Source organism: Rathayibacter rubneri (genome assembly GCF_023743255.1).
In the GTDB taxonomy this organism is placed as follows: domain Bacteria; phylum Actinomycetota; class Actinomycetes; order Actinomycetales; family Microbacteriaceae; genus Rathayibacter; species Rathayibacter rubneri.
Genome location: NZ_JAMRYM010000012.1, coordinates 12,738 through 37,861, shown reverse-complemented (window position 1 = coordinate 37,861; position 25,124 = coordinate 12,738). Strand labels below are relative to the sequence as shown.

The following is a 25,124-nucleotide window of genomic DNA, read 5'->3' as shown; positions in this document are numbered from 1 at the left end:
CGGACTCGCGGCAAGCGCGGGAGTCGTACCTGAGGATTCTTCGCGACAGAACCCCCCGCCCGACGGGTGATCACGCCCCCACCGGCGCTCCTAGCCTGACCCCGATCGTGAGCGAGGACGGCCTCGCTCCACCGAGTGAGTCAGGGGTTCGTCGTGCACCGTCGTTCTGCAAAGGTGGTCGCGCTGGCCGCGATCGCGACTCTCGCCGCAACACTCACCGGAGGCGTCATCCCCGATTCCGCGCAGGCCGCCGAGGCCACCGCCCCCGCCGTCTCCCTCGCCGCCCCCGCCCCCGCGGCGGGCTGGACGACCGTCTTCGCCGACGACTTCGACGGTGCCGCCGGCTCCCCCGTCGGCGCCAAGTGGATCCACGAGATCGGGGTCTGGGGCACCGGCGCCGTCGACCGCACGACGAACTCCACCGCCAACGTCTTCCTCGACGGCGCGGGCAACCTCGGCATCCGCGCACTTCAGGACGCGGCGGGCGCCTGGACGTCGGGCCGCATCATCACCGCCGACAAGTCCTTCTCGGCCCCCGCCGGCGGACAGCTGCTGATGACCGCGTCGATCCGCCAGCCGAACCCCGCGCAGGCCACCGGCTACTGGCCCGCGTTCTGGGCGCTGGGCCTCGATGAGCAGGGCGCGATCGACTGGCCGAGGACGGGCGAGATCGACATCCTCGAGGCGGTCAACGGCACCGGCCAGGTCACCCAGACCTTCCACTGCGACCTCGAGGACGGCGGCGAGTGCGAGGAGCCGTACGGGCTCACGAGCGGGTTCCAGGACTGCGACGGCTGCCTCACCGAGTTCCACACCTACTCCGCCCTCGTCGACCGCCGCATCGCGGGGCAGGAGCGGCTGCAGTTCCTCGTCGACGGCGAGGTGCGGCACACGGTCGAGCAGACCCAGCTGAGCCCGGAGGCGTGGAGCGCCGCCATCGGCAACGACTACTTCCTGATCCTCAACCTGGCGATCGGCGGCGGGCTGCCCAACGGGGTCTGCGGCTGCGACAGCGCGGCCGCGCCGAAGTCGTCGGGAGGCACGATGAGCGTCGATCACGTCGCCGTCTACCGGTCGGACGCCGCGGCCGAGATGGCGGCCCCGACTCCGACGGTCACCGGCACCGCGAAGGTCGGCTCGACCCTGACCGCTCAGCCCGGCACGTGGGGACCGGCTCCGGTCGCCCTCTCATACCAGTGGAGCGCCGACGGCGTCGACCTGGTCGGGGCGACCTCGCCGACGCTCGTGCTCGGCGCCGCGACGGCGGGCAAGCAGATCACGGTCGAGGTGACCGGCACGAAGGCCGGCTACGCGACCACGAGCCGCACGTCGCTGCCCACCGCGGCCGTCGGAACAGGGACGCTGACCGCCGCGACTCCGACGATCACGGGAACCGCGAAGGTCGGGTCGCTGCTCACCGCGAAGCCGGGAACGTGGGGGCCGTCCCCGGTGACGCTGAAGTACCAGTGGCGGGCGAACGGAGTCGCGATCAGCGGAGCGACCGCGGCGACGTACAAGCCGTCGAGCCTGATGGTCGGGCTGAAGATCACCGTCTCGGTGACCGGGTCGAAGACCGGCTACACGAGCGTCACGCGGACGTCGACGGCCACGGCCGCCGTCGTCCGGTGACGCCTCGGGGTCAGGACTCCTGGACCTCGCGGTGACGGCGCGGGACGATGCGCATGATCGCGGTGCCGGTGGCGATGAGGGCGAAGGCCGCGAGGCCGAACCACAGCGAGTTGAAGCCGGTCGACGCGAGGACTCCTGCGCCGGCGCCGGCCCCGAGGGCGGGCGAGAGGTTGCTGTACATGGTCGGGTTCTTCCTTTCGATTCACCACGCGCGCTGACGGCGGGTCAGCGCATCGAAGTAGGCCTTGGTGTGCACGATCTGCAGGAACAGATCGAGGAACAGCTCGTACATCGAGGCGGCGAGGAGCATGTGCTTCCACCCGCGGTCGCGCACCGTGACGATGCGCTCGACGACGAAGATGAGGGTGATGCCGAGCCAGAACGGCTGGATCGAGAGCTGACCGAGCACGAGGGCGTAGATCACGGTCGCGAGGTACACGTAGGTGATGACGCAGCCTGCCATGGTCAGCAGCTGGCGGCCCCAGTACGGCCAGGTGACGCGGGTGAGCCCGTACTGCACGCAGTTCTCGACGGCGCCGCGCTTCCAGCGCAGGCGCTGGTGCCAGAGCTCCTTCCACGTCGGCATGACCTCGGTGACGAGGGTGCAGCCCGCGGGGCTGAGCACGTCGTAGCCGAGGTGCTTGATCGCGAAGGTGAGTTCGTTGTCCTCGGTCAGGACCGTGGTGTCGTAGATCCCGCCGCGGCCGTCGCCCGCGGGGAGCGTTCCGGCGCGCCGGGCCTGGCTGATCTCGCGGAGCAGTCCGCCCTTGAGCACCGCAGCGGTTCCGGTGACGACCAGGCACTTGCCGTTCAGGCGCCGCACATCGCGGGCGTAGCGGGCGTACTCGTTGCGCTGCAGGTGGCCGACGACGCCGCCGCCCGGGGTGCCGCGGAACACGCCGCCGACGGCGCCGATCCGCTTGATGCCGACCTTGAGGCGGGCGATCGCGAGGAAGTCGGGGTCCAGGGCCGAGTCGGCGTCCTGCACGAGGACGAGGTCGTCGTCCTCGAGCTCGAGCAGGAGCACCTCGAGGAACTGGTTGAGCGCGCCGGCCTTCTTGTCGGTGTTGCCGACGGTCGCGAAGACCTCGGCGCCCTCCTCGAGCGCGATGCGCGCGGTGCCGTCGGTGCAGTTGTCGGTGACGACGACGATGCGGTCGGGCGGGGAAGTCTGGTTCTGCAGTCCGTGGATGGCGGCGGCGATGCCGGCCTCCTCGTTGTGCGCGGGGAGGACGGCGACGAGGCGGCCGACGACCGGCGACGCGTGGCGTCCGGAGCGGGCGGTGCCGGTCCGGCGCACGGGGGCGGGGGCCTCGGCCTTCGCCTTCCCGGTCGGGGCATCGGCGAAGCGCACGGGGAGCGGAGAGGCGCCCGCCGCCGCCAGCGACCGGAACGGTGCGGCGGGGGTCAGGGCGCGGGCGGTCGCCGTAGGGGCGGTCGCTCGTGTCGGTGCTCCGGACGCAGGGGTCGTCCGGGCAGCGGGCATCACGCCCGCAGAGTGCGCTGTCAAGGCCAGGGGTCCTTCACTCGATCGGATCAAACGCGCGCCGATGTCCGTCGTGAGGCGATTCGGGTCGCCGGACGACGGGTGAGGGGGACCTTCCGACGCTCCGGGGGAAGCATTGCCGGTCTGTACCAGATCACTGAGCATCGGGTTGCTCGATGATCAAGCTACTGCGCCGGACGTTGAATGATCAACAAAAATTTTCACCCCCGGATGGGGCGCGCCAGGGGGGTTGCCATCGAGAAGTGCGTTCGGAGGTGCTCCGCGGGATTGTCGAGAGGCGCCGCTTTCCTTTCGGCAGACCCTCCGGATAACAGCACTCCCGTCATTCGCGGCACGTGTGCGGGCTATGCGGGAGAAGCACGGAGAAGTCACTCCGGAATGCGACGCTCTCACCCTCGGGAGAATGATCGTTCTCTGCCCCGATCACTCCCCCCTCAGGGAGATCGGATCCAGTGGAGAACGATTGTTCTCCTGTAGCCCCGCCTGCCGACGATCGTCGAGAAACAGCCTCTCACCGGCTCTTTCGAGCTCACCTCCACACCTTCGACCGTTCCGGAATCGTCTCGGACACGGATCACCGGCTGGCTCGACCGCTAATCCGCATTCAGAGCCACCGCTCAGCGACAATCGGGCGCGAGCAGTGCCGGTGTGCTCCGGGGGGGACACTCGGAAGGAGTGACGGCGTCCCGATTCTCGGCACTCGCCGCCGAATTCCGCCGGGGAGATCGGCGAGAGCGTCAATGCCGCCCGGGAGGCGCGGGACGGCCTCCCGGAGAGGCTGCTCCCGCAATTCGATAGGCGTGACGTGTCGCGTCGGGAGACGGTCGCGGGACGTCGCTCCGCTCGGCGTGTCGCGGGAGCGCCTTCGGCGTGTCGCGGGTCCGGAACGGAGCCGCCGCGGTGGCGCGCGCCCGGTCGCGTCCCGTCGCGGACCCCCCTTTTGAGACACAGCGTCGGACCCCATTGCCCGGGCGCGGAGCGTGACGATAGCTTGCGAAGACCGTTCCACTCCCTTGTCGGTTCCCGGCATCCGGTCGCATCGTCGCGTCTCGCGTGAGCGACGGGACCCTCCGACGAGGACGTCGACGGCCCGATCCGCCCTCTCGAGAAAGCCGACACGATGTCGTCAACGCTCCTCCTCTCCTCTCTCTGCACCTCTGCGGTGGTGGCCCTGTGAAGGTCTCGCGCCGCTCCCGCCTCGCCCTGATCACCGCCGCGCTGATCGCCGGCTCCGCGGGACTCACTCCCGCGCTCAGCGCCGCCGCCGCCCCCTCCGCCTCCACCGCCGTCACCTGCGACGCCGACGGCCCTGTCAGCGCCATCGTCTCCGGCACCAGCGACGCGACCGCGAGCGACACCGCCCTGGGCCTCGATCGCAACGACGTCACCGTCGAGCGGAAGACCCAGCCCGCCTCCGGCGGCGCCTTCGTCTTCGCCCCGGTCGACGTCGAGATCGGCGACACCCTCGAGGTCTGGGCCGCGAGCTCCGCGAACGTGCAGTACCGCTACCGGGTCACCGCGCAGTCGTGCGGAGGCACCGCCACGCCGACCCCGACGCCGACCGGCACCGCCGTCCCGACTCCTGAGCCCACCGCGACGGCCACCCCGACCGCGACGCCCACGGCGACGCCCACCGCGACGCCCACCGCGACTCCGACCGCCACTCCGACCGCGACTGCGACTCCGACCCCGGTTCCGACCGCGGTCACGGACACGCAGAAGCCGACCGCGACGATCACCTCGCCGGCCACCGGGACCACCGTCTCGGGTTCGATCCGCCTGGTCGCCACTGCCGAGGACAACGTCGGCGTGACCGCCGTCGTGTTCTACGCGGGCCCGACCAAGCTCGGCCCCGGCGTGAAGCAGACCAACGGGACCTGGGCGCTCTCCACGAGCTCCCTGACCTACCCGAACGGCTCGTACAACGTGACCGCCAAGGCGCAGGACAAGGCCGGCAACGTCGGCACCAGCGCTCCGATCGTGGTGCGGGTCGCCAACTGACGGGTGCTCCTCTGAGAACGACCGAGGGCCGAGTGGCCGTGCCGTGTGCACGCCCGCTCGGCCCTCGGTCGTTCGGCGGATGCTCCCCTGCTGGTCAGCCGCGGCCGGAGGCCGCGTATCGCGACCCGCGTGGCCCGGGTGACGGGGATCTCGATACGCCCGCTGCGCGGGCTACTCGATCAGCGGGGCGGGCGGGTGCCCTCTTGCTGGTCGAGTAGCCGCGGTACGCGGCGTATCGAGACCCACCCACTCCCGGAGGGCGGGTATCACCGATACGCCCGCTGCGCGGGCTACTCGATCAGCCGGGCGGCCGGTGGGCGGGACGCGGCGCCGATGAGGTGGGTGAGGCTGTCGCGGATCGCGACGAGGTCCTCGAGGGGGAGGTCCAGGCGCTCGACGATCTGCGGGGGCACCTGCAGGGCCTGCTCGCGGAGGGCCGCTCCGGCGGGGGTGAGCGCGACGTCGAGGCGGCGCTCGTCCTCGCTGCTGCGGGTGCGCGTGACGTGGCCGCTCGCCTCGAGGCGCTTGACCAGCGGGCTGAGGGTCGCGGGCTCGAGGTGCAGCGCCTCGCCGAGGTCCCCGAGCGAGCGCGGGCTGCTCTCCCACAGGGCGAGCATCACGAGGTACTGCGGGTGGGTCAGGCCCATCGGCTCCAGCACCGGGCGGTAGAGGCCGATGACGGTGCGCGCAGCGACGGCGAGCGAGAAGCACACCTGGTTCTGCAGGGCGAGCGGGTCCGGTTCCACCCGCTCATCCTGCCACTCGTCGCGGCGCGAATCATTCGTGCCCTCACGATCCGGGAGCGTTCCTCCTCCACTCCGGTCCGTTCGGCTGTCCGCGAGGCGCACGTCCCCGTTCGGGGGTCACCGGTTCTCGTCCGAGGAGGAACAGGATGAGCCCATGAACCGTCTGCGCTCCGACTCCGCCCGTGTGGTCCAGTACTCCCGCTTCGGCGGGGTCGACGTGCTCGAGGTGGCCGAGGTCCCCCGTCCCGTCCCGGGGAGGGGCGAGGTGCTCGTCGAGGTGCTGTCGGCGGGCGTGAACCACATGGAGGCGTTCATCCGCGAGGGGCGCTTCGACTCCGATCACTCCGCCGTCTTCCCCATGCGCCAGGGCACCGATCTGGCCGGCGTCGTCGTCGGTCTCGGGGAGGGGGTCACCGACCTCAAGCTCAAGAGCGACGTGGTCGGCCACGCCCTCGTCGGCTCGCACGCCACCCACGTGGTCGTGCCGCGCGAGAACCTCGTGCCCAAGCCCGCCTCGGTCAGCTGGGAGGTCGGCGGCGCGCTGTTCCTGGCCGGCGTGACCGCCTGGCGCGCACTCGAGGCGGTGCACGTCGGAGCGGGCGACACCGTGGTCGTCTCGGCCGCGGCGGGCGGGGTCGGCAGCCTCGAGATCCAGCTCGCGAAGCTGCGCGGCGCGACGGTCATCGGCACCTGCGGCGAGCGCAACTTCGACTACCTCCGCCAGATCGGAGTGAAGCCGATCGTGTACGGCGACGGCATCGCCGATCGCATCCGCGAGGTCGCTCCGGGAGGCGTCACGGCGTTCCTGGACAACTTCGGCGGCAACGACGAGCTCGCCGCGTCGCTGGGCATCGAGGGCAGCCGGTACCACTCGAGCGACGACCGCAAGGAGATCGAGCTCCGCGCCGTCTGGCCCGATGCCGAGACGGCGGCGCAGGACACCGAGATCCTCGGCGAGCTGGTCGGCCTCGTCGCCGCGCAGAAGCTGCGCGTGCTCGTGTCGGGCTTCTACCCGTACGGCCTCGTGCAGGACGCGTTCGACGACCTCGAGAAGCGGCACTCCCGCGGCAAGATCGTGCTCGGCATGAACCCCGTCGACTCGGCCCGGGTGATGAAGGCGCGCGACGTGCACGACTCGCGCCGCTGACCCGCCTCGACGACCCCCGCCACGAGGCCGTCCCGAGCGCCATGATGGTGCCCGGAGGCGCGCCGCACGCGCCCCCGGAGAGGGCCCTGTGGAGGAACCGGTCGTCGCGATCGTCTGGATCGTCTCGTTCGTCGTCGTCACCGTCCTGGTCACCGGCCTCTCGGGCCGGGTGAACTGGTCGGCTCCCGTCGCGCTCGTCGCGGTCGGTGCGCTGGCCTCGTTCGTGCCCGGGATCCCCGAGGTGGTCGTCGAGCCCGACGTGGTGCTGTTCGGGATCCTGCCGCCGCTGCTCTACGCGGCGGCGATCCGCACCTCGGTGCTCGACGTGCGCGCCCGCGGCGACAGCATCCTCCTGCTCTCGGTCGGCCTCGTCGTCTTCACGGTGCTCGTGGTCGGAGCGGTGGCCTGGGCGGTGGTGCCGGCGATCTCGATCGCGGCGGCCCTCGCCTTCGGCGCCATCGTCGCTCCGACCGACGCGGTGGCCGTGACCGCGATCGCCGGGCGGCTCCGCCTGCCGCGCCGCATGCTCACGGTGCTCGAGGGCGAGAGCCTGCTCAACGACGCGACCGCGCTCGTGGCGCTGAACGCGTCCATCCTGGCCCTGGTGAGCACGGTCACGCCGGGCGGCGTCGCGCTCGACTTCGTGCTCGCCGTGGTCGTCGGCGGGGGAGTCGGCATCGTCGTCGCCGTGGTGCTGGGGGCCGTGCGCAAGCAGGTGCAGTCCTCGGTGCTCGACACGAGCCTGTCGCTCGTGACCCCCTACCTCGCCTTCATCCCCGCGCAGCTGCTGCACGGCTCGGGAGTGCTCGCGGTCGTGGTCGCCGGGCTGTACCTCGGCTTCCGGGCGCCGGTGATCCAGTCGGCGCAGGCGCGGATCGCGGAGTCGCTGAACTGGCGGACGATCCAGTTCCTGCTCGAGAACGCGGTGTTCCTCTTCATCGGGCTGAGCCTCGCGTCGGTCGTCGAGGCGACCGCCGACTCCGGGATCGGCCTCTGGCAGACCGTGGGCATCAGCGCGGCGCTGCTCGGGGCGCTGATCGGCAGCCGGGTGCTCTGGATGGTCATGACGACCGTGCTCTACCGGCACGGTCCGACGCGGCTGCAGCAGCGCGGCTGGACCTGGCCGACGGCGATCGGGGTCTCGTTCGCGGGCATCCGCGGCGTGGTCACGCTGGCCGCCGCGTTCCTCCTGCCCGAGGAGACACCGCAGCGGGCGTTCCTGCAGTTCCTCGCGTTCGTGGTGGTGGCGGGCACGCTCGTGGAGGGTCTCGCGCTGCCGAGCCTGATCCGGGTGCTGAAGCTGCCGCCGCCCAACGACATGCAGGAGCACGTCGAGAAGCAGATGCTGCTCGCGGAGGCGCAGACCGCGGGTCTCGCCCGGCTCGACGAGGAGCCGCAGGAGGGCGTCGAGGAGCGGGTGCTCGACCGGCTGCGGCGCAACGCCGTGTTCCTCTCGGACGCGCTCGAGAACCCGCCGGCCGATGAGGACTCGGAGCCGCTGACGCACTCCTACAACCGGCTGCGGCGCGTGATGATCGCGGCCGAGCGGGAGGCGGTGCTGCGAGCCCGCGCCGAGGGGCGGTACCAGGAGCCGGCGGTGGTCAGCGCGCTCGCGTTCCTGGATGTGGAGGAGGAGGCGCTCGCGGTCGGCCGGGAGTAGAGCGCGGCCCTGGCCTCGTCGGGCCAAAATCCTATAGGATCGAGTCTGTCAGGCCTTCGGGCCGGAGAACTCGATGATGAGGAGCCGACGCGCACATGACCCGTCTCTGGAACGAACCGGCGGACTTCGCCGACGACATGGTGGACGGCTTCGTCCGCGCCAACGGCCGCTGGGTGCGGAAGGTGCACGGCGGCGTCTCGCGCTCGACCCGCTCCGCCGACCCCGAGGTCGCGGTGGTGATCGGCGGCGGCTCCGGCCACTACCCCGCCTTCGCAGGACTGGTCGGGCCGGGCCTCGCGCACGGAGCCGCGATGGGCAACCTGTTCGCCTCGCCCTCGGCGCACCAGGTCGAGTCCGTCATCCGCGCCAGCGAGCAGGGACGCGGGGTGCTGCTCAGCTACGGCAACTACGCGGGCGACGTGCTGCACTTCACCGCGGCGCAGGACGCGGTGCGCGCCGACGGCATCGACTGCCGGACCGTCACGGTCACGGACGACGTCTTCAGCGCCCCCCCCGCCGAGGCGCACCGCCGACGGGGCATCGCCGGCGACCTCACGGTCTTCAAGGTCGCCGGAGCCGCGGCCGCCGCGGGCTACGACCTCGACGGCGTCGAGCGGGTCGCCGCCGCCGCGAACGCCCGCACCCGCTCGCTCGGCGTCGCCTTCAGCGGCTGCACGCTGCCGGGCGCCGACGAGCCGCTGTTCTCGGTGCCCGAGGGGAGGATGGCCGTCGGGCTCGGCATCCACGGCGAGCCCGGGATCGACGAGGTCGACGTGCCCAGCGCCGCCGGACTCGCCGAGCTGCTCGTCACGCACCTGCTCGACGACGCCGAGATCCCGGAGGGGGTCGCCGTCGAGGGAGCGCGCGTCGTCCCGATCCTCAACGGACTGGGCTCGGTCAAGAGCGAGGAGCTGTTCGTCGTGTTCAGCACCGTCGCCGACCTGCTCGAGGCGCGCGGGGCGGTCCTCGTCGATCCGCAGGTGGGCGAGTTCTGCACGAGCTTCGACATGGCCGGCGTCTCGCTGACGCTGCTCTGGGTGGACGACGAGCTCGAGACCCTGTGGACGGCTCCGGCCGACACCCCCGCCTACCGCACGGGCGCGATCGACTCCGGCTCGCTGACGACCGTCACGACCACGGACGAGGACGTCGCCGAGGCCGCGCTCGGCGAGGCGAGCGACGAGTCGCGCGGGGCCGCGGCCCGCCTGGCCGACGCGCTCGGCGCGATCCGCACGGTGATCGACGAGAACGCCGACGAGCTCGGACGCCTCGACGCGATCGCGGGCGACGGCGACCACGGCATCGGCATGCAGCGCGGAGCCCGCGCGGCGGCCGACGAGGCCGGGTCCGTGCTCGCCCGGGGTGCGGGAGCCGGCTCGCTGCTGACGCGCGCCGGCGACGCCTGGTCGGACCGTGCGGGCGGCACCTCCGGAGCGCTCTGGGGCGTGATCCTGCGCAGCCTCGGCGACGCGCTGGGCGACGACCGGCCCGTGACCGCCGCCGAGGTGAGCGCGGGCGCGACCGCCGCCTCGGACGCCGTGCGCGCCTACGGCAAGGCCGAGCCCGGTGATAAGACCATGGTCGACGCGCTCGTGCCGTTCGCCGAGACGCTCGCCGAGCGCGTCGCGGCCGGCTCCGCGCTCAGCGAGGCCTGGGCGGCCGCGGCCGTCGCCGCGCGAACCGCCGCCGACGCCACCAGCGAGCTGATGCCCGGCCTCGGCCGCGCGCGATCGCACGGCAGCAAGTCCCTCGGCACCCCCGATCCCGGAGCGGTGTCGCTGGCCCTGATCGTCGAGACCGTCGGACGACGGCTCGCCGCCCCGATGGAGGAGGAGACACCGTGAGCACCACCTGGAGACTCGTGATCGGCTCGGACGACGCCGGCTACGACTACAAGGAAGCCCTGAAGCGCGACCTCGAGGCGGACGACCGCGTCGTCTCGGTGGTCGACGTGGGAGTGGACGCCGACGGGCACACGGCGTACCCGACCGTCGCGACCACCGCCGCCGAGATCGTGGCGCGCGGCGACGCCGATCGCGCCCTGCTGATCTGCGGCACCGGCCTCGGAGTCGCGATCGCCGCGAACAAGGTGCCGGGCATCCGCGCGGTGACGGCCCACGACTCCTACTCGGTGGAGCGCAGCGTGCTCTCGAACGACGCGCAGGTGCTCTGCATGGGCCAGCGCGTCGTGGGCCTGGAGGTCGCGCGCCGGAACGTGAAGGAGTGGCTGGGCTACGTCTTCGACACCTCGAGCGCCTCGGCGGCGAAGGTCGACGAGATCCGCGAGTACGAGCGCGGGACGTCCGGCGGGGAGTGATCGGGCGGCTGCCGGGCGTGGGATGCGTAAGCTTCTCCCGGGCCCGGCAGCCGTCGCCCCTCCTGCAGCACTCACCCCGCGAGGCCACATGACCGACCCCGTGTTCCGACTCACCGGCTCGGAGTCGATCGAGCGGCGGGGGCTGCGCGACCACGTCTACGACCGCGTCCTCGACGTGCTGCTCGGCCCCGGCATCGAGCCCGGCATGCGGCTGTCCATCGACGCGGTCGCCCGCGAGCTCGGCGTCTCGCCGACTCCCGTGCGCGAGGCGCTCGTGCAGCTCGAGCGGACCGGCCTCGTGACCCGGGTGGCCAACAAGGGCTACCGCGTCGCTCCTCCGCTCGCCGACGACCAGCTCGACGCGCTCTTCGACGCCCGCGTGGTGCTCGAGAGCGGGGCCGCGGCGCTCGCGTCGGCGCACGAGGCCGCGCTCGTGCCGCGCCTCGAGGCGGCGCTCGCGGAGCACGAGGCGATGACGGCGGTGGTGCGGGCCGCGTCGTCGACCGGCGACCTGCCCGTGGACCTGCTGCGCGAGTACTTCGAGGTGGACTGGAACTTCCACCACCTGATCTTCGAGGGCACGCACAACCCGTTCCTCATCGACATGTCGGACGCCATCTCGACCCGCGTGCACCGCATGCGCCAGACGGTGCAGACCGGGGTGAGCGATGCGGACGACGCGGTGATCGAGCACCGGGCTATCGTCGCCGCGTTCGCCGAAGGGCCGGAGGCGGCGGCCGCGGCGATGCGCGCGCACATCGAGCGGGTGCGCGAGCGCTCGCGCCGGGACTCGGTGCGCTGAGCGATCGGCGCTCGGGCGGGTCGCGCCGCTCCGAGGGTCGGAACGCGCCGACGAGGGCGGAGAATGGGGTGTCCTGCGCGCGCGGGCGGGGGAGGAGCGGCATGACGGGGCCCGAGGTGCTGCCCGAGACGACGGCGATCGTCGTGCCCAGCACCGTCGACCGGCTCCGCGGCACCCTCGCCGACACCTACGAGCGCGGAGTGCTGCTCGTCGGACTCGGCGTGCCCATCAGCGTCCTCGTCGTGCTCGGCAAGATCGCCCTGACGGCCGCCTCGCCGTCGGTCTTCCTCTTCGCGAACGTGCTCGTCACCGCGGCCGTCGCCGTCTCGCGCGTGCTCGTGTTCCGCGCGCACCACTCGAAGCGCGCGATCGGCGTGCGGGCCGACTTCCCCGTGCAGCGCCGGCTCTACCGCGTGATCGGGCGCCTGATCGCCGGGACGGCGCTCCTCTACACGGCGGCGTCGGGCTGGGAGTTCGTCGACGACTCCCCGGAGGCGGCGTTCCCGCAGCCGATCGCGCTCGCCCTCGCCGTCATCGCCCTGACCGAGCTGGTCTTCGCGATCGTCGGCACGATCACCGCGCGGCGCCAGCGGGCGCTCCTGCTCGAGGCGGCGCGGCTGGCCAACATCGCGGCCGCTCTCGTGCTGCTGGTGCTCGCGCAGACGGCGCTGCTCAGCCTCGTGAACGCGGAGTCGCAGGGCCGGATCGACGCGGTGAGCGGCATCGTGCTCGGCTCCGCGGCGACGCTGATCGGAGTCGGGATGCTCGTGCGCTCGCGGATCCCGCGCGGCCGGTTCTCCCCGGATCCGCGGGTGCGGGCGCGGCTCGACGACTGAGCGCGGCTCGACGACCGAGGGACCCGGCCGCTCGCCGCGACCCGGTCCCTACCACCCGAGCACAGACCTGCGCAGGCGGGGCTTGAGCCACTCGGTGGGGTGGCCGGGTGTCATCGGCAGTGCCGCATGTCCCGCGAACTCCACGGTCGTGTCCCGGCCCGGATGAACGACGATCACCTCTCGGCACAGACCCTGAGGGTCGTTCCTCCGATGGATACCGCCGTAACGGGCGTGCAGCTTCTGCGACTTGGACGCCAGGTCCTGCTCTCCCACGTACTTCGCGTCGAGCACGAGGATGCCGGCCGGGCCACTGACCACGACATCGGGGGTGACGTGCACGGGGGCCCGTTCTCTGTCGACTTCGAACGGGGGGACACGGAGATCGAATCCGCCAGCGCGGGTCGAGGGGTCGGCTCGTCCGATAACGGGTTCGTAGTGCACCGAGACACCGCCCCGGAAGTCAAGTCGCGTGCCGGGCTCGAGTCTGAGTTCACGGCGGTCCCCGCCTCGATCGCGACCGAAAGCCGCGTAACCCTCGTCGAGGGGTGCGCCCAGAATCAGCTCGACACCGATGACGACTTTCATGAAGACCCAGTACTCGTACAGAGCGGAGAGCCGGATCAGTCCGATCGGGTCGGGGAAGGGTCCGGTTGTGTTCGACGTCGCAGGAGACGCGAGTCGCCGCAAGGCATGCCAGCAGCGGAGGTACCGCTGATCCTTCGCGACGACTGCGTCAGGCGAGGGGAAGGCATCGGCGCGCAGCTCCCGGAGAGTCGGATGATCCCTCATCCGCCTCGCGTCGGCGGCGACGACGGCGTTGCCCGCTCGCTCGGCCGCGGTGGCCACGGCGTCGCAGAACCGGGCGATCAAGCGATTGGCAGGGATGTCGGCGCTGCCGATGACCGGCCGAGTCGGCAGTTCATCCTGAAGGGCCGCGCCCATGACAAGCTTCCGGGACGGCGTGAAATCGACGTTCCGCGCTCGCGCGTAGGGCGCAGTGGACCGCCCTCGGACGAGTTGGGTCTGCGGGTAGGCGCAGATCGACTCTACGAGCGGACGTGCGCCCCGCCAGAGCGAGCCGGGGTCTGCACGGCGTTCGACCGCACGGATCGACGATCGCGCACGGAAGAGCAGATCGACCCAGACCTCGTGGAGCTCTCGCCACAGCACATCGAACTCCGCCTGCCGCACTTTGCCCGGCAGGATCTCCACAGTCGCGCGAGCGATGTCGCGCCGACCGCGCCAGACCGAGGCGGAGGTGAGGCCGATCGCCTGCAAGTGGGCCAGTCGCACGATCACCGTTCCGTTGGCCGCCGGAAAGGTCCGGGTCCCGCCGAGGATGAGCTCGTCACCGGTCTCGAGACCCGTGACGGTCAGAGTGGACGTCTCGGCCACGACCACCTCCGCTCCATGCAGCGGGGTCGCGCTGCCGTCGTCGATGGAGTACCAGGTCGTCACAGGTCGACGACCTCGTCGATGACATCGGGAGCGAAACCCCACGTCGAGGCTTCGAGCCTCTCACGCATCGCCGTCCGTAGACGGAAGAGCCCGTACTCGGCCGAGTACACGTCCGCGGCCAGCCGGAACGTCGAGGGGGGTCCCGGTTCCTCGGTCTTCTCGAGAACCGCGGCCGAGATCAGATTCCGGACGCAGCGGCTCCACTCCTCCGGCTGCGCGTCGACCATGCCGACGAGACCGGTCAATTCCGTCTGCTGCCACTCCCGAGGGTCCTCCAGCAGCGTCCGCAAGCCGGACTCCGTCAGCCCGCGCGGAACACGATCGAAGCGTGGTGCCCCTTGAAGCACCAGTTCGGCTCCAGAGGGGGACCGCAGCGAGTGCTCGGGGATGTCTGCATGCGGACGTACGGCAGTCGCACGCGGCGCGATCACGAGTGCGGCCGGAAGGCCCGGTTCGTCCACGCAGTACTCGGAGCCTGTCAGGGCGTAGCGCAGAGCTACCGAGAGCTTCGGGAAGCCGCTCTCCCGGAAAGTGGGCGCCGACGCGGACAGACGGCCGCCGAGCATCGTGAGCTCCAGAAGGCCACGCGGTGCGGTGCGGAGGCTGGTGGTCCACGGCTCCGAGGCCAGCGCCTCGAGGACGGCCGAACGGAAGGCCGACGGGGTCGTCGACGTGCTGACGGAGACGGGGTTCGCGGCCTCGTGAGCGACCGGAGCGACCGGAGCGACCGGAGCGACCGGAGTAGCGGGAACCGCCGGCGCCATGGTCCAGCCGAGGCTCTCGACCAGCTGCTTGAGGCCTCGGGGCTTCTGGCCGAGGCCGGGGACCTGCCTCCGCAGCTCTGTGCCGAGGGACGGCCCGAGGACCATGCCGCTCGGGTCGGTATAGGCGCCGGACTCGATGAGTCCGCGGACGATCGGCCTCAGCTCGTCGTCGTTCCACAGTCGGACGACGGGAACGGGCGCCGCGACGGGAGAAGAGACCTGGACCCGCTCCGCGACGGAAGCCGGGTTGTGCGCCCGCTCCTCCACAGGATCCTCGTAGACGGGTGCGACCCCGCTCAGCACGAGTCCGACGGCCTGGTCTCCGCCGTCAAGGTAGTCGTCGATGTCGACGGCGTCGGACAGCCACCACCGGGTGACATGGGCGCAGCGGTGAGCTCCCTGAGCTTCGAAGACGACGGTGAGCTCTTCGAGTGTCGCTTGAAGTCTGCGCTTGAACCCGCGGATCTTGGGGATCACCCGTTGCAGTAGCGCCGCGTCGAGGGCCGCCTGACGGCCGAGCACACCGGTCGAGTTCGCGATGTAGCTCTCAATGCCGAGATGCGATCGGAGACCGACGCCGATGTTCACGGCACCCAGTTCGCGCGCGATGCGGACGAGCGGCTCATGCGCCCACCGGGCGACGCCCGTGTCCTCCGCGCAGATGGCCCTCCAGGCGCGCATGCGCACTTGAATGGGGGAGACCTTCGTCGCCGAAGTCCTCCGCTGATGGTGGGTGTCGTCGACTGTCGTGTCGAGCTGCACGTAGCTGGCACGGTCGAGCACGCGCTGCGAGATGGTGCGCGTCGTCTCGTCCGTGTTCACCGTGCCGATGAGGAAGAGGTTCGGCGGATAGGCGATCGTCGGTTCGTAGGTCTCCCTGTTGGCCGGGTGGATACCGGACGAGTAGAGCCGGATGGTGGAGCCCTCGCTGTCCTGGACGTCCTCCATGACGGAGAGGACGTCGGCGAGGTAGTACTCGACCGGAGCGAGGTTCATCTCGTCGAGGAGGACGAAGTGCGGCTTGTCCGGCGCGTTCAGGCAGCGCACGATCACGTCGGTCAGCCAGCCGGGCTCGAACGCCCCCGTTACCGGGTTGTAAAAGCCGAGTGTGCTGGCCGTGTCGATCCAGTTCGGCTGCACCGCTTCGCGGGAGAACTGCCCGTTGACCGCCGTCGCCCCGATCGCCTCCGCGTAGAGGCGGGCGATACTGCTTTTCCCTGATCCGGAGAGCCCTGCGAGGATGACGAATGGCTTGGTCTTCAAGGCCACGTGCAGTCGCTTGATGTCGTCAGCTGAGACATTGAGCCGCGCGCGCACGTACTGGGTGACTCGCTCGATGAGCGTCGCCTCGCCGAGGGCCGGCTCGAAGACGGGAGCGGTTCGGAGCCGAAGACCGCTCAGTGAACGTTGCGCGATACGGCGCGCGCTTCTGAAGTCCTGCTGATCACGGAGCATCTCAGCCGCCGCCAGCTCGCTCTCGGCCTGCGGATCGATCCCGTCCTGGAGTTCGCCTCGCAGGGCCGCGATCGCATCGTTCGCCGACGTCTGCAGCAGCTCGCGCTGCTGCTCGATGAATGTGCTGAGGGCGTCGAGATCGGAGATCGCATCGGAGGGGTCTGCCGAGTCCTCGCCCGAGCGCTCGTAGAGCGCCCTCCCGCTTGCGAGGACGGGACCGGCGAGCTCGAGCTCGTCCAGGGCGGACTTGAGCAACGCGCGCCGAGCCGCACGCTGAGTGGCCCGCTGCTCTTGTTGGACGTCGAAGGCCTGTCGCACGGCGTCATTCATGAGATCGATCGCGGTATCGGTCAGTTCCTCGACCGGAGTCTCCGAGAGTGACCGGGCGAGCATCCGCAGAGCCTCAGAAGTCTCGTCCAGGCGTTCGAACGCGGAGATGACCTGTCCGCGCCGCTCCACGAACCGGTCGCGCTGCTCCTGAACCCGTCGTGATCCTCTGAGGACGCGGAGCAGGGATTCCGCCTGCGCGAGATCGCCCGTGTCGAGTGCGACCTCGACCTCGAAGAGCTCCTCGTCCGTGTCCATCGTCGATGGATCCCGGGCCGATTCGACACTTGTGGCGAGTGCCTCGTGACGCCGTTTCCATGCCGTCATGTTCGGCCGCAAGGAGTCGTCCATCGGCGAGAAGGAGGTCAACTGCAGTTCGGAGACGACTCGGAGTCGGACGTCGTCGGGGAGGTCCGGCCATTCGGCGTCGAGGTCCTCGATGAGAGTCAGTGCCTCCGCCTCAAGGACCTCAGGCAGAGCCCCATCGGGTCCATGAGCATCCAGCCAGGCGAGGAGGCTGTTCGCCGCGGGATCGGTGAGGGTCCTCTCGAAAGCCGCGCGAAGACTCAGACCCCGCAGCTCCACGGCCAGCTCGGCGCTGACGGGCCAGCCCGATCGCGCGTCCTCCGCGTCAGCGGCCCGGTGGAAGGCTGCCCAGGTCTCCTCCATGCGGCTGACCATGATGTTGTAGCGCGGCGAGTTGAGCTCGAGCCGAGCGGCGCGGGCTGCGGTCTCCAGTTCCCGGGCGGTCGGAGGCGCAGGCACATCGCGGACGGTGACGTCCCAGGATTCGAAGGCGGCGCGCAGTGGCGAGACCAGATCGGTGAAGGCGGCCAGTTCGGCCTGAGTGTCGAGATTCCCGTGCGCCGTGTAGACCAGGAGCGAGCGGGCATCGGCGGAGAACTGTGCCGCCGTTTCCAGCCCGACGATCGCACGGAACAGCGGTCGCGAGTGCGTGTGGCTCGTCACGCCGAGGAGCCGGATGGCTTCGGAATGGGGATCGAACGACGGATCATTCGGGATCATCCACCTCGAATCATCGATGCCGGTCCCGACGGCGGCAGCCGACCACCAGTCGATGAGCTCGACCGACCACCTCTGCTCCGGCGCAGTCTCGGCGGCGACCGCCTGCAGACACGCGAGGGCAGGCTGGTGCCCGGCCGCCCACAGGGCCAGGAGGACGGTGACGGCCGGTATGCCCCCGCCGACGAGCGCTCCGCCTGGAGATGGCGTCTCGGACGAGCGGTCGTGATCCATCGGGATCCCTTCGTCGACGGAATCGCCTGGTCCGGCCGTGCTCCTTCGAGGCGATCGATTGGGACATCGTATCCGTACCGATCCGCTCCGGTCCCTTCTTCTTCCGGGGCTACCGTCGCGGTCGCGGTGCGCCGAAACGACGGAGGGGCCCGGCCGCCGCGGCGACCGGGCCCCTCCGCGCCGGGGTCAGTGCCCGGTGTTGATGTTCGTGGTCTCGAGCAGCTCGTCCGCCTTCGCACCGCGGAAGAACTTGGTGCTGAACATCATCGCGGCCGCGAGGAACGCGAAGACGCCCAGCGAGACGACTCCCCACACCCCGCTCTCGGTCGGGATCGCCTCGTTGAAGCCGTTGCGCATGAGGGGCGCGACGAAGCCGCCGAGGTTTCCGAGCGAGTTGATGAGGCCGATGCCCGCCGCCGCGGCCGCGCCCGTGAGGAACGCGGTCGGGTAGGCCCAGGTGATCGGTCCGACCGAGAGGAAGCTCGACACCGCGAGGGTGATGAACAGCAGGCCCAGGATCGGCTGGCCGTTCGCTCCCGCCCACGCCGATCCGAAGATCGACAGGCCGGTGAAGATGTAGAACAGCGAGCCCCAGGAGCGGCGTCGGCGGATGGTGTTCGCGTGCCGGCCCACGTAGTAGCAGGCGAAGAGGCCCACGAGCCACGGGATGGCCGACACGAGTCCGACCTGGAAGCCGACGTCCTGCCCGATCAGGTTCGCGACCTGCTGCGGGAGGTAGAAGGTGGTGCCGTAGACCGCGATCTGCAGGCAGAAGTAGATGATCGTGAAGTACCAGACCTTCCAGCTGCCCATGGCGCGCCAGATGCCGGTCGGGCCGTCGGCCTGCCGCACGGTGTCCTCGCGCTCCATCGCGGCCGTCAGCGAGTCCTTCTCCTCCTGGGTCAGCCACTTCGCCTTCTGCGGATGGTTCGTCAGGAACTTCAGCGCCGCGAATCCGGCGACCACCGCGAGCATGCCCTCGGCGAAGAACATCACCTGCCAGCCCTCCCAGGGGGTGATCTGGTTGCCGATGCTGATCAGGCCGCCGCTGAGCGGGGCGCCGAGCATCTGCGAGAACGGCTGCGCCAGGTAGAAGATCGAGAACATCTGCACGCGCACCTTGTTCGGGAACCACTCCGACAGGAACATGATGACGCCCGGGAACAGGCCCGCCTCGGTCACGCCGAGGAGGAAGCGCAGGATGATGAACATCGTGTCGTTCGTCGTGAAGGCGAACAGCGCCGCGACGATGCCCCAGGTCACCGCGATGCGGGCGAGCCAGAAGCGGGCGCCGAAGCGCTTGAGGAGCAGGTTGCTCGGGATCTCGAAGATCGCGTAGCCGATGAAGAAGATGCCGGCGCCGAGGGCGAACGCTCCGTCCGAGATGCCGCGGTCGACGCGGAGCGCCTCCTCCGCGAATCCGACGTTGGTGCGGTCGAGGAACGCGACGAAGTAGAGGATGACGAGCATCGGCATGAGATGCCGGCCCGCCTTGGTGATCGCGGACTTCAGTGCGGGATCCCGCGTGGATCCGACGGCCGCGGACGGCGAGGGGTTGGACAAGGCACTCTCCTTTGAGATGACCGGTGCGAGGGGGAGGCGCTGCTGCGCCGGACGGCCGGAGCCGCCGCGGAGGGCGGGGAGGTCAGCCGCCGAGGGCGGGCAGGATCTGGGCGGCGCCGACGCCGACCAGCAGGACGCCGACGGCGAGGAAGAGCACGCGGCCGATGGACCAGGTGCCGATCGTCTTGTTCATGAGGGCTCCGATCAGTGCATGTAGAGGCCGCCGTCGACGTTCAGGGTCTGGCCCGTCACGAATCCGGCGTCCTCGCTGATGAGGTAGGAGACGGCCGCGGCGATGTCGCGCGGTGTCCCGATGCGGGGGAGCACGCCGTCGGCCGCCATGGCCGTCTTGCGCTCCTCGGTGAGGGTGCCGCCCATGATGTCGGTGTCGATCGGGCCGGGCGAGATCGCGTTGACCGTGATCCCCTGATGGCCGAGCTCGCGGGCGACGCTCCGGGTGAAGCCGATGACGCCGGCCTCGGCGGCCGAGTAGGCGGTCTTGCTGAAGGTGCCGCCGCCGCGCTGGGCCGAGACGGAGGACAGGTTGACGACGCGGCCGACTCCGCGCGCCGTCATCGACTCGACGGCGCGACGGGTGCTGAAGTGCACGCCGTTGAGGTTGATGTCGATCACGCGCTGCCACTCCTCGGGAGTGACGTCGAGGTACGACACGGGGGAGGCGACTCCCGCCAGGTTCACGAGGGCGACGACCGGGGGCAGTGTGGCCTCGAGGGAGTCGAAGGCGGCGCGGACCTGCGCGTCCTTCGAGACGTCGGCACCGGCTCCCGCCGCTTGCACGCCGTGCTGCTCGGCGATCTCGGCGGCGACCTCGCGGGCGGCGTCGTCGGCGAGGTCGATGACGCCGACGTTCCAGCCCTGCTCGGCGAGGTGATGGGCGGTGTAGCGGCCGATGCCGCGGGGAGAGGCGGCGCCGGTGAGGACGACGGTGCGGGATTCGGGGAACGCGGGCATGCGGTGGCCTTTCTGACGACTCTGTCGGGGGTGGTGCGTGCGCGGTGGCGGGTGCGCTGCGCGGGGCCTGCGTGAGCGGGCGGCGGCCGCGGTGCGGGTCAGGCGATCGGGGCGGGGCCCAGCTCGTCCATCAGCTTCTTGATCGCGACGTAGGCGCGGTTGCGGTAGGCGATGAGCTCGGCGGTCCGCTCGGCGGGCACGTCGAGGTAGCCGGCGCCCGACTTCGTGCCGAACTTGCCGGCCTCGACCAGCTGCGCGAGCGACTCCGGGGTCGCGAAGCGCTCGGGCCAGCGGGTCTGCAGCGACGCGTAGCAGAAGGCGTAGACGTCGAGCCCCGCCATGTCGGCGATCGCGAACGGGCCGAAGACCGGCAGGCGGAAGCCGAAGGTGGTCCGCACGATCGTGTCGATGTCCTCGGGGGTCGCGATGCCCTCCTCGACGATCTGCGTCGCCTCGTGGAACAGCGCGTACTGCAGGCGGTTGAGCACGAAGCCGGTCGAGTCCTTCACCCGCGCCGTCTCCTTGCCGGTCGCGGCGACGATCTCCTCGGCGAGGGCGATCGCGCTCTCGGAGGTGGCGGCGTGCGGGATCAGCTCGACGCCGGGGATGAACGGCGCCGGGTTCGAGAAGTGCACGCCGAGGAAGCGCTCGGGGCCGGTGACCGCCTCGGCGAGCGAGCCGATCAGGATCGTGGAGGTGTTGGATCCGATGACCGCGTCCGGACGTGCGGCCGCGCTGATCCGCCGCAGGGTCTCGTGCTTGATCTCGATCTTCTCGGGCACGGCCTCCTCGATGAAGTCGGCGTCGGCGACGGCGTCCTCGATCGAGGCGGCGGGGGAGAGGTTCTCGCGGATGCGCTCCACGGCGTCCTCGGGGAAGAGCCCGTCGGCGACGAACTGCGCGGTCTCGGTGAGGAGGCGCTCGTAGTTGCTGCGGGCGATCTCCTCCGAGATGTCGGCGATGACGACGGTGGCGCCCGAGAGGGCGAGCACCTGGGCCATGCCCCCGCCCATGTAGCCGGAGCCGACGACGGCGATTCTGCGTGCGGTCATGGTGCTGCGTCCTTACTTCTTCGAGGTCCGGGCTGCCCGCGGGAGCAGGGTGCGGAGGTAGGTCTGGTTGGTGGCGCACATGCCGAGGCTGTCGCCGCCGTAGTGCTCGGCGAGGAGGATCCCGCGGAACCCGCCCTCGACGGCGTCGCGCATCACCTGCCGGTAGTTGATGAGACCGGCCTCCATCGTCGACGGGACCGAGGTCGCCCAGCTGCCGTCGGCCGACTCGTCGCGCGTGTAGTTCTTGACGTGCATGTAGTTGGCGTAGGGGAGGGTCTTGGCGAAGAGCTCGCGCCAGTCCTCGACCGGGCGGTGCAGGCGGATGAGGTTGGCGACGTCGGGGTTCAGGCCCACGTTGTCCAGTCCCACGTCCTCGACGAAGCGCACGGCGCTGTCGGCGGTGCCGAGGTAGGTGTCCTCGTAGAGCTCGAGGGCGAGCGGCAGGCCGACGGCGGCGGCGTGCTTCCCGAGCTCCCGGATGCGGCTGACGGCGGCGTTCCAGACGTCCGGGTCGTCGGGGTCCTTCGGGCCCTCGGCGGTCCAGAACCACAGCGCGCGCTTCTGCGCCTCGCTGAAGGGCTGGTGCAGTCCGGTCGAGAAGACCTTCATGCCCCACTCGGCCGCGGCGTCGATGGTGCGGTGCGCGTAGGCGAGGTTCTCCTCCTCGCGGCCCGGCATGATCACGCTCTGGCGCTGCAGATGGACGGAGGGGATGCCGACGCCGTGCGAGCGCGCGATGTCGAGGAACTCGTCGCGGCGCGAGGGCTCCAGGTCGGCGGGGCGGACGTGGCTGTCGGCCAGCTCGGCGAGCGTGAACCCGACGCCCTCGACCTGGGCGAACAGGTCGTCCCACACCTCGGGGGCCGCGTCGTGCAGGGCGACTCCGTCGCGCGAGACCGGGGGGATGCCGTGGAGGCAGGTGGCGATGGGCCAGGTCTCGGCGGTCCAGGTGTCGGGGTCCCAGTCGACGCCGTCCCAGGTCTGGGCTCCGGTCGGGGCTTCGGCGTCTGCTGCGCCGGTCGTGACGTCGGTCATCCGTGCTCCCTCGCACTCGGTGCGCCCGGCTCTGGACGCACAAAAGATCCTATAGGAAATATAGTCCTGATCGCGGGGAGCGCAAGGGGGCCGAGGGGTGGAGGTGCTCGGCGAGATGCCACTCCGGTACGCGACACGCCGTCCGAGGCGTACCGGAGTGGCATCTCGCGGGGGTGTCCCGGGGTGGACGCGCTGATGGCGGGGACCCCGGGAGGGATCCCCGCCATCAGCGGTGGTGGTGCGGGTCAGCCCAGGGTCGAGTGGACCGCGCTGCGCGCCTGCTCGAGCGCGGTGCGCAGGGCGTCGACGCTCTCGGGAGTGACGTCGCCCTGCGAGGCGGCCGTCCGCAGCTCGGCGCGCAGCTCGTCGCGGAATTCGGTGAGCAGCACCTCCGCGTCGCGGAGCGCGAGGCGCGACGCCGTGCGCGCGTCGGTCGGGGCGGGCATCGGCTCGCGGGAGGGCTCGGCGGCCGGCGTCGGTGATGGAGTAGACGGTCTTGCGGCCGTCGGCCTCCTTCGTCACGAGACCCTCCTCCTCGAGCTTCGCGAGGCGCGGGTACACCGTGCCGGCGCTGGGCGCGTAGGTGCCGCCGAAGCGGTCGCTCAGGGCCTGGATCAGCTCGTAGCCGTGCTTGGGGGCCTCGGCGAGGAGGCTGAGCAGGTAGAGGCGCAGGCGTCCGTGCGCGAAGACGGGGCTCACAGGGCACCTCCGTCGACGGGGCGCTGGTCGTCGGTCGAGGGGCCGCCGTCGGGCGAGCCCCAGCCGGCGCTCTCGCCGCTCGGGGCGGAGGTGGAGGCGGTGACGGGGCTGCGGCGCACGACGGTCACGTCTCCCGTGACCGAGTTGGCGGCGATGTCGACCCACTTCGAGTCGAGCGAGCCGGTGGTCGAGGTGTAGCCGCGACCGAAGGTGCCGCGCACGACCGAGCCGTCGAGCTGGAGCGTGCCCGACACGGTGTTGATGCGGTAGCGGGCGCCCAGGCCCTCGTCGACGCGGACGGTGAGGTCGCCGCTGACGGTGTTGGCCTGGATCTGGTCCGGAGTGCCTTCGGCATCGACGAAGACGCTGCCCGAGACTCCGTCGACCGAGAAGCGCGTGAGCTCTCCGGCCGCGGTGACGTCGCCCGAGACGGTGTGCGCGGTGACGCGTCCGGTGTGGTTGCGCACCGAGAGCTCGCCGTGGACGGTGTTCACGTCGATGTCGCCGTGCAGTCCGTCGACCACGACGTCGCCGCCGACCGTCGAGATCCGGGCGTCGCTGTGGAGCCCCGCGACGAGCCCGTCGGCCGAGACGGTGTCGAACTTGAGTGCGACGCCGCGGGGGACGAGCAGGCTGATGTCGGCGCGGTCGCCGCGACGGCCCAGTCCCTTGACGACCTCGACGATCGAGTCCCAGCGCAGCTGCACGTGGTCGATCTCGAGGCGGTCGCCCTCCATCGAGACCTTGAGCGCACGGCCGCCGACGCTGTGCACCTCGACGCGAGCCGTCGGCTCGTCGTGCGCGATGACGTCGATCTGACCGCCCACGAGGGCGATCTTGACCGAGCGGACGACGTCGAGGTCGATGACCTTCGACTCGCCCGCCTGCACGAGCCATTTCTCGAGCGACATGAGCTCCTCCTTCTGTCTCCGGCTCCATTGCGGGGCCGATGCGTATGACGCGATATATCGCGAGTGGTGAGAGACACGATATATCTCGACTCGTCGGCAGGACAAGACCGTTCAGCGAGTCCGCAGTTCTCGCCGTCTTGACTCTGACGCGGCGTCAACCCGTACCGTCGCTCCCATCGCCGTCGGATCCCCGTCGGCGGGCGGAGGGGGACGGTGCGGTGGAGCGGGAGTGGTTGGTGCACGAGGTGGCGCGCCTGGCGGGGACGACCAGCCGGACGCTGCGGCACTACGGGGCCCAGGGGCTCCTGCCGCCGAGCCGCGTGGGCGCGAACGGGTACCGCTACTACGACGCCGCCGCGCTCGTGACGCTGCAGCGGATCCTGCTGCTGCGCGACCTCGGTCTCGGGCTGTCCGAGATCGGGCGGATCCTGCGGCGCGACACCGAGCCGGTGGCCGCCCTCGAGCGGCACCTCGACGTGCTGCAGGAGGAGCGGCGACGGCTCGACCGCCGCATCCGGGCGGTCGCCGGGACCGTCGGGACGATGAAGGAGGGGAACGGGCCGATGGCCGAGGAGATGTTCGACGGGTTCGACCACGCGGAGCACCGCGAGGAGGTGGAGCGCCGCTGGGGTGCGCCGGCCTACGCCGACGGCGACCGCTGGTGGCGCTCGATGGGCGACGAGCAGCGGGAGCAGTGGCACCGCAGGCAGGCGGACCTCGCCGGCGCGTGGACCGCCGCGGCGGCGAGCGGGGCGGATCCGGCGGGGGAAGAGGCGCTCGCGCTCGCCGAGCGGCATCGCGCGTGGCTCGCAGACGTGCCGGGGACGCCGCGGGACGAGTCCGGCGGGCCGAGCGACGAGTACCTGCTCGGACTCGGCGCGATGTACGTCGAGGACGAGCGCTTCGCCGCGGTCTACGGCGGGGTCGCGGGCGCCCGGTTCGTCCGGGACGCGCTGAGGGCGCTGGTCGAGCACCGAGGGTGATCC

At 71.0% G+C, this 25,124-nt stretch carries 20 protein-coding genes and 1 pseudogene; 9 read left to right on the top strand and 12 right to left on the bottom strand.

Going from position 1 to position 25,124, the window contains the following annotated elements:
* The first annotated feature begins 135 nt into the window (after positions 1-135).
* Positions 136-1,629, top strand: coding sequence for a family 16 glycosylhydrolase (locus NB037_RS05225; RefSeq protein WP_251944239.1), 1,494 nt, complete (start codon positions 136-138; stop codon positions 1,627-1,629).
* 10 nt (positions 1,630-1,639) lie between these two features.
* Here NB037_RS05225 and NB037_RS05220 read toward each other — a convergent pair whose 3' ends face one another.
* Both NB037_RS05220 and NB037_RS05215 read right to left on the bottom strand, forming a co-directional pair.
* Positions 1,640-1,810 (bottom strand): hypothetical protein, encoded by a 171-nt coding sequence (locus tag NB037_RS05220; protein WP_207407022.1) that lies wholly within the window; start codon positions 1,808-1,810, stop codon positions 1,640-1,642.
* A gap of 21 nt (positions 1,811-1,831) precedes the next feature.
* Entirely contained in the window at positions 1,832-3,139 is a 1,308-nt protein-coding gene (locus NB037_RS05215; protein WP_251944238.1) for a glycosyltransferase family 2 protein, read from the bottom strand.
* A 1,170-nt stretch (positions 3,140-4,309) separates the two neighbouring features.
* Between NB037_RS05215 and NB037_RS05210 the strand changes: the two genes are divergently transcribed.
* Complete coding sequence (locus NB037_RS05210; protein ID WP_251944237.1) at positions 4,310-5,137, top strand: Ig-like domain-containing protein; 828 nt, start codon at positions 4,310-4,312, stop codon at positions 5,135-5,137.
* Positions 5,138-5,427: 290 nt separating this feature from the next.
* Here the strand turns inward: NB037_RS05210 and NB037_RS05205 are convergent, their stop codons facing one another.
* Positions 5,428-5,883: a MarR family winged helix-turn-helix transcriptional regulator gene (locus NB037_RS05205; RefSeq protein ID WP_251944236.1), complete on the bottom strand. Its 456-nt coding sequence runs from the start codon at positions 5,881-5,883 to the stop codon at positions 5,428-5,430.
* Positions 5,884-6,037: 154 nt separating this feature from the next.
* Here NB037_RS05205 and NB037_RS05200 point away from each other — a divergent pair, with 154 nt between their 5' ends.
* From NB037_RS05200 to NB037_RS05175, 6 genes are all read left to right on the top strand, one after another.
* The gene (locus NB037_RS05200) at positions 6,038-7,030 is read left to right on the top strand and encodes an NADP-dependent oxidoreductase (RefSeq protein ID WP_251944235.1); all 993 of its coding nucleotides are present in this window, start codon (positions 6,038-6,040) and stop codon (positions 7,028-7,030) included.
* 88 nt (positions 7,031-7,118) lie between these two features.
* The gene (locus NB037_RS05195; protein ID WP_251944234.1) at positions 7,119-8,690 is read left to right on the top strand and encodes a cation:proton antiporter; all 1,572 of its coding nucleotides are present in this window, start codon (positions 7,119-7,121) and stop codon (positions 8,688-8,690) included.
* Positions 8,691-8,785: 95 nt separating this feature from the next.
* Positions 8,786-10,534, top strand: coding sequence for a dihydroxyacetone kinase family protein (locus NB037_RS05190; RefSeq protein WP_251944233.1), 1,749 nt, complete (start codon positions 8,786-8,788; stop codon positions 10,532-10,534).
* A complete protein-coding gene (locus tag NB037_RS05185; protein ID WP_251944232.1) occupies positions 10,531-11,007 on the top strand; it encodes a ribose-5-phosphate isomerase in 477 nt (158 codons plus the stop codon). Before NB037_RS05190 ends, NB037_RS05185 begins: the two co-directional genes overlap by 4 nt.
* Before the next feature lie 88 nt (positions 11,008-11,095).
* On the top strand, positions 11,096-11,809 hold the full coding sequence (locus NB037_RS05180; protein ID WP_251944231.1) for a GntR family transcriptional regulator: 714 nt from the start codon (positions 11,096-11,098) through the stop codon (positions 11,807-11,809).
* A gap of 101 nt (positions 11,810-11,910) precedes the next feature.
* Complete coding sequence (locus tag NB037_RS05175) at positions 11,911-12,645, top strand: hypothetical protein (protein ID WP_251944230.1); 735 nt, start codon at positions 11,911-11,913, stop codon at positions 12,643-12,645.
* Between the two features lie 48 nt (positions 12,646-12,693).
* On the opposite strand, the gene NB037_RS05170 is transcribed toward NB037_RS05175, so the two are convergent.
* From NB037_RS05170 to NB037_RS05135, 9 genes and pseudogenes are all read right to left on the bottom strand, one after another.
* The gene (locus NB037_RS05170; protein ID WP_251944229.1) at positions 12,694-14,103 is read right to left on the bottom strand and encodes a hypothetical protein; all 1,410 of its coding nucleotides are present in this window, start codon (positions 14,101-14,103) and stop codon (positions 12,694-12,696) included.
* On the bottom strand, positions 14,100-17,906 hold the full coding sequence (locus NB037_RS05165) for an McrB family protein (protein ID WP_251944228.1): 3,807 nt from the start codon (positions 17,904-17,906) through the stop codon (positions 14,100-14,102). The genes NB037_RS05170 and NB037_RS05165 overlap by 4 nt, the downstream gene beginning before the upstream one ends.
* Before the next feature lie 186 nt (positions 17,907-18,092).
* Positions 18,093-19,469 (bottom strand): MFS transporter, encoded by a 1,377-nt coding sequence (locus tag NB037_RS05160; RefSeq protein ID WP_251944227.1) that lies wholly within the window; start codon positions 19,467-19,469, stop codon positions 18,093-18,095.
* A 204-nt stretch (positions 19,470-19,673) separates the two neighbouring features.
* Positions 19,674-20,441 carry an SDR family NAD(P)-dependent oxidoreductase gene (locus NB037_RS05155; RefSeq protein ID WP_251944226.1) on the bottom strand — a complete coding sequence of 256 codons (768 nt, stop codon included), beginning with the start codon at positions 20,439-20,441 and terminating at the stop codon, positions 19,674-19,676.
* Positions 20,442-20,539: 98 nt separating this feature from the next.
* The gene (locus NB037_RS05150) at positions 20,540-21,493 is read right to left on the bottom strand and encodes a 3-hydroxyacyl-CoA dehydrogenase family protein (protein ID WP_251944225.1); all 954 of its coding nucleotides are present in this window, start codon (positions 21,491-21,493) and stop codon (positions 20,540-20,542) included.
* Positions 21,494-21,505: 12 nt separating this feature from the next.
* Positions 21,506-22,588, bottom strand: a complete 1,083-nt coding sequence (locus NB037_RS05145) for a sugar phosphate isomerase/epimerase family protein (protein WP_504971708.1) — start codon at positions 22,586-22,588, stop codon at positions 21,506-21,508.
* 185 nt (positions 22,589-22,773) lie between these two features.
* Positions 22,774-22,974, bottom strand: coding sequence for a hypothetical protein (locus NB037_RS20060; RefSeq protein WP_308202050.1), 201 nt, complete (start codon positions 22,972-22,974; stop codon positions 22,774-22,776).
* 70 nt (positions 22,975-23,044) lie between these two features.
* A pseudogene (locus tag NB037_RS20055) lies at positions 23,045-23,227 on the bottom strand (PadR family transcriptional regulator); the annotation flags it as partial.
* A complete protein-coding gene (locus NB037_RS05135; protein WP_251944223.1) occupies positions 23,224-24,138 on the bottom strand; it encodes a DUF4097 family beta strand repeat-containing protein in 915 nt (304 codons plus the stop codon). The pseudogene NB037_RS20055 and the gene NB037_RS05135, both read right to left, overlap by 4 nt.
* A 236-nt stretch (positions 24,139-24,374) precedes the next feature.
* Here NB037_RS05135 and NB037_RS05130 point away from each other — a divergent pair, with 236 nt between their 5' ends.
* The gene (locus NB037_RS05130) at positions 24,375-25,121 is read left to right on the top strand and encodes a MerR family transcriptional regulator (RefSeq protein WP_308202049.1); all 747 of its coding nucleotides are present in this window, start codon (positions 24,375-24,377) and stop codon (positions 25,119-25,121) included.
* The last annotated feature ends 3 nt before the right edge of the window (positions 25,122-25,124 follow it).